This is a genomic window from Nocardia higoensis NBRC 100133 (genome assembly GCF_000308595.1).
Taxonomy (GTDB): Bacteria; Actinomycetota; Actinomycetes; order Mycobacteriales; family Mycobacteriaceae; genus Nocardia; species Nocardia higoensis.
Map to the genome: position 1 here is coordinate 1 of NZ_BAGA01000148.1, position 4,648 is coordinate 4,648.

Here is a 4,648-nt window from a genome sequence, read left to right on the forward strand (position 1 = left end):
GCAGCCCGCGCCCGAACCGGTGGCGGCGGGCGGCGGTCGCGAACGACCGGCGCCCAGCCGTTTCGTGCCGCCGCCCAAGCCCAGGGACAACCGGCCGAGCACCGACTGGGACAGCGAAGCCGAACAGACCCCGGAGTCGACCAAACAGAGCGCGGCGGCCAAACTGCTGCGCGATTCCGGCTCGATCGCCGTGGCCACCCTGGTCAGCCGGATCACCGGCTTCGCCAAGGTGCTGATGCTCGCGGCCGTCCTCGGCCCGGAGATCGCCAGTGCCTTCACCTCGGCGAGCCTGATCCCGAACATGATCGCCGAACTGGTCCTCGGCGCGGTGCTGACCGCGATCGTCGTGCCCACCCTGGTGCGCGCCGAACAGGAGGACTCCGACGGTGGCCGGGCGTTCGTCCGTCGTCTGGTGACCGCCGCGTTCACCGTGCTCGCCATCGCGACGACGCTTACGCTGGCGGCCACCCCGATTCTGGCCACCCGGGTGTTCGTCGACTCCGACGGCCGGGTGAACACCGCCCTCACCACCGCGCTGACCTTCCTGCTCGTTCCGGCGATCCTGTTCTACGGCATGTCGGCGCTGTTCACCGCGGTGCTCAACACCAGGCAGAACTTCAAGCCCGGCGCGTGGGCGCCGGTGCTCAACAATGTGGTCGTGCTGGTGGTGCTGGCCACCTACGCGCTGACCCCGGGCGAGATCAGCCTCGACCCGGTGCGGATGGGCGATCCGAAACTGCTGGTGCTCGGTGTCGGCGTCACCGCCGGCGTGGTCACCCAGGCCTTGGTCCTACTGCCCGCCATCCGGCGCGAGGGCATCGACCTGCGCCCGCTGTGGGGCGTCGACGACCGGCTCAAGCAGTTCGGCACGATGGGCGCGGCGATCATCCTCTACGTGCTGATCAGCCAGATCGGACTGGTCTTCGCCAACAACATCGCCTCCAAGTCCGACGAAGCGGGCCCGGCGATCTACTCCTACACCTGGCTGCTGCTGCAGCTGCCCTACGGCGTGCTCGGCGTGACCCTGCTGACCGCGATCATGCCGCGACTGAGCCGCAACGCCGCCGCCGACGACACCCCGGCGGTGGTCGACGACCTGTCGGTGGCCACCCGGCTGACGATGATCGCGCTACTGCCCGTCGTCACCTTCTTCACCCTGGCGGGCACGCAGGTCGGTGAGGCGCTGTTCGGCTACGCGCGCTTCGCCGGCGACGCCGGACGCCTCGGTGACGCCCTGGCCTGGTCGGCGTTCTCGCTGATCCCGTATTCGCTGGTGTTGATCCACCTGCGGGTGTTCTACGCCAGGGAACAGGCCTGGACGCCGACCTGGATCATCCTCGGCATCACCGGCGTCAAGATCACGCTGTCCGCGCTGGCGCCGACCATCGCGAGTTCGCCCGACCAGGTCGTGCTGGTACTCGGCGTGGTCAACGGCGTGAGTTTCGGCGTCGGCGCGGCGATCGGCGGGTACCTGCTGCATCGCAGCCTGGGCGATCTGCGGATGGCCAATGTCGGCCGGACCATCACCCGGGTGCTGCTGTCCTCGGTGGCCGCGGGCGCGGTGATGTGGATCGTCGACATCGTGCTCGGTCTGGACCGGCTCTCCGCGTCGATGGGCGGTCCCGGGTCGCTGATCCGGGTGGCCATCGACGGCATCGTGCTGTTCGCGGTGGCCTTCGGCCTGATGCGTCTGGCGGGTATCCCCGAGGTCGTCGCGATCACCGTCGCCATCTCGCGCCGCCTCGGCATCACCCCGCCCGCTCCCGCCCTCGATCTGGACAGCCCGGTCGAGGAGGAACACGCCACCCAGGTGCTGCGCAGGCCGGAGCGCTACATCTACACCGGCTTCGACCCGGTCATGGACGCGCAGACGATGGTGCTGCCCGTGATCCGGCCGGAAGCTGTTGACCCGACCGTCCGAGTCCCGTTCCCGTACCCTGTTCGGCAGAAGGGGACAAGCGGCGAGCCCGATCTGTCGGCGTTCGAGGGCGAGACCATCAAGCTGGGCGAAGGAGGAGCGAGGGTGAGCGACGACGCGGCGGTGGGCGGCGTCCCGGCCGCCGGTTCCAGCACGCCGCCGACGGCAGGATTGTCGACCGACAAACCCCCTGCCGCGGGGGATCCGTCGGGCCAGGAACCCGCCCAGCAGAACCAGCCGGCGCCGGGACAGCGCGACGACCGGCATCAGGCCCCCCAGCGCGACCCGATGTACGACACCGGCATGATCCCGATCCCGCCCCGTCAGCTGCCGCCGCCGGTGGACGACGAGACCACCAAGCGGGTGCAGCGTGGTCCGAAGCTCATGCCGGGCGCCTCGGTGGCCGGCGGCCGCTACCGGCTGCTGGCCAGCCACGGCGGCGCCCGCGGGCTGAAGTTCTGGCAGGCGCTCGACATCAAGCTCGACCGAGAGGTCGCGCTGACCTTCGTCGACGCCGACCAGAAGTCCGCCGACAATTCCGGTCACGACGGCCCGCAGGCCATCCTGTCCCGCACGCTGCGTCTCGGCCGCATCAATTCGCCCGGCTTGGCCCGCGTGCTCGACGTGGTGCGCGGCAGCTCCGGCGGCATCGTGGTGGCCGAGTGGACGCCGGGCCGTTCGCTGCGCGAGATGGCCGAGACGGTGCCCTCGCCGATCGGCGCGGCCCGCGCCATCCGCGCGCTGGCCTCGGCCGCCGAACTCGCCCATCGTGGCGGTGGCTCGCTGTCCATCGACCATCCCGACCGAGTGCGCATCAGCGCCTCCGGCGACGCCGTGCTCGCCTTCCCCGGCACGCTCGGCGACGCGGACGCCCAGTCCGACGTGCGCGGTCTCGGCGCCATGCTCTACGCGCTGATCACCGCGCGCTGGCCGCTGCGCCAAGGTGGCGTGTCCGGTAACGCGGCGACCGTGGGCGGGCTGCACCTGGCCGATTTCGGGCCGGACGGCACGCCGATCGAGCCGCGCCAGATCCGCCCGGAGGTACCCTTCGAGATCTCCGCGGTCGCGGTGCGCTCGCTGGAGTCCAACAAGGGCGTGCGCACGGCCGCCACGGTCCAGCATGTCCTCGAACAGGCCTCGGTCGTCGACCAGAAGACCGATTTCATTCCGGTGCTGCGGCTGGGTCAGCGCCAGCAGCCGCTCGGCGACGATTCGCTGGCCGATCCCGAGCTGCTCGCGCAGGAGCGGGAGCGCTCGCAGCGGATGCTGTGGGTGATGGTCGGTCTCGGTGTGCTGGCCGCGCTGGTGGTCGGCGTGGTCATCTGGTGGATGGTGAGCATCTTCGCGCCCGGCACCAGCGACGCACCGCTGGACGAACAGCGCAATATCGGCCTGACCACCGAAAGCACGCCCGCGCCCGCACCGGGGTCACCCGGCGCCGTGCCCAACAATTCGGTCGACGGCGGGGTCCCGGTCCCGGTCACCGAAGTCGGCGTGTTCTCTCCGCAGGGCACCCCGGACGGCGTGAACTCGGTGGCCGCGGTGCTCGACAACGATCCGGCCACCGTCTGGCGCACCGACCAGTACTTCCAGCAGTTCCCCGCCCTCAAGAAGGGCGTGGGCCTGATCGCGACGCTGCCGAGCCCGGCGAAGTTGACCAATGTCTCGATCGTCTCGCAGACGCCGGGCACCTCGGTGGAAATCCGTACGGCGCCGACGAATTCGCCCACCCTCGATCAGACCCAGCTGATCGGCTCGGGCGTGCTGGCCGACGGCCTCACCGAGATCCCGGTCAGCGCCGACCAATCCGCGCGCTACGTGCTCGTGTGGATCACGGGTCTGGGCAACGAGGGCAGCCAGTTCCAGTCCTCGATCGCCGATCTGCGGTTCGACGCCGCACCCTGACGCGGGCCGACGCGGCCCAGCTCGCGGCCGCACCAGCGCGTCGGCGGGCGGAATCTCCTCTGGTTGCTGCCCATTCGGCCGTGCCGATATGATCGGCAGGCGCTCTCGGCGGGGGAGTATCCCGGGTTCTCGTGTCATCGGCCCGGATACTGCGGAGATCATCTCCGACAGACGGTCGCCGACGACCGGTACCGGGTGAGCACTGTCCAAGGGGTTGGTTTTGTCGTCCGAAGTGAACGAGGATTCCCGAGGGGGAAGTTCGCGGCCGTATCCGGCAGGCGGACGCTCGTTCGCGCTCGACGAGCTCTCCGACGTCGCGCTGCTGCAGGCCCATGTGGCCGGGCGCAGGCACGCCTTCGCCGAGCTGCTGCGCAGGCACAACGATCATCTGTGGCAGACGGCGCTGCGCACCTCCTACAACCGGGAGGACGCCGCGGACTCGTTGCAGGACGCGCTGCTGTCGGCGCATCGCACGGCGGCCTCCTTCCGCGCCGAGGCGGAGGTCCGCAGCTGGCTGCACGCGATCGTGGTCAACGCCTGCCTCGATCGGATCCGGCGCAACAAGACCCGCCGCGCCATCGCGCTCGCGCCCGAATCGCTGCCGGAACCGACCGTGGTACGCGACGATTACTCCGAGCTGGAGTTGTCGATCGTGGTCGATCGCGCGTTGTTCTCGCTGCCGCCGGATCAGCGCACCGCACTGGTGGCCGTCGACCTGGAGGGCTACAGCGTGGCCGACGCGGCCGAGATGCTCGGGGTGCCGGTGGGCACCATCAAGAGCCGATGCGCCCGCGCCAGGCAACGGTTGCAGGAACGTCTGGATTT

General features: G+C 70.2%; 2 protein-coding genes. Both read left to right on the forward strand.

Translation table 11 applies throughout. From position 1 onward, the window contains the following. Positions 1 to 64: 64 nt before the first annotated feature. Positions 65 to 3,823 (forward strand): murein biosynthesis integral membrane protein MurJ, encoded by a 3,759-nt coding sequence (locus ON26_RS27070; protein WP_040800309.1) that lies wholly within the window; start codon positions 65 to 67, stop codon positions 3,821 to 3,823. 319 nt (positions 3,824 to 4,142) lie between these two features. Then, a partial coding sequence (gene sigM / locus ON26_RS27075; protein WP_051027697.1) for an RNA polymerase sigma factor SigM occupies positions 4,143 to 4,648 on the forward strand: 506 nt, incomplete at its 3' end.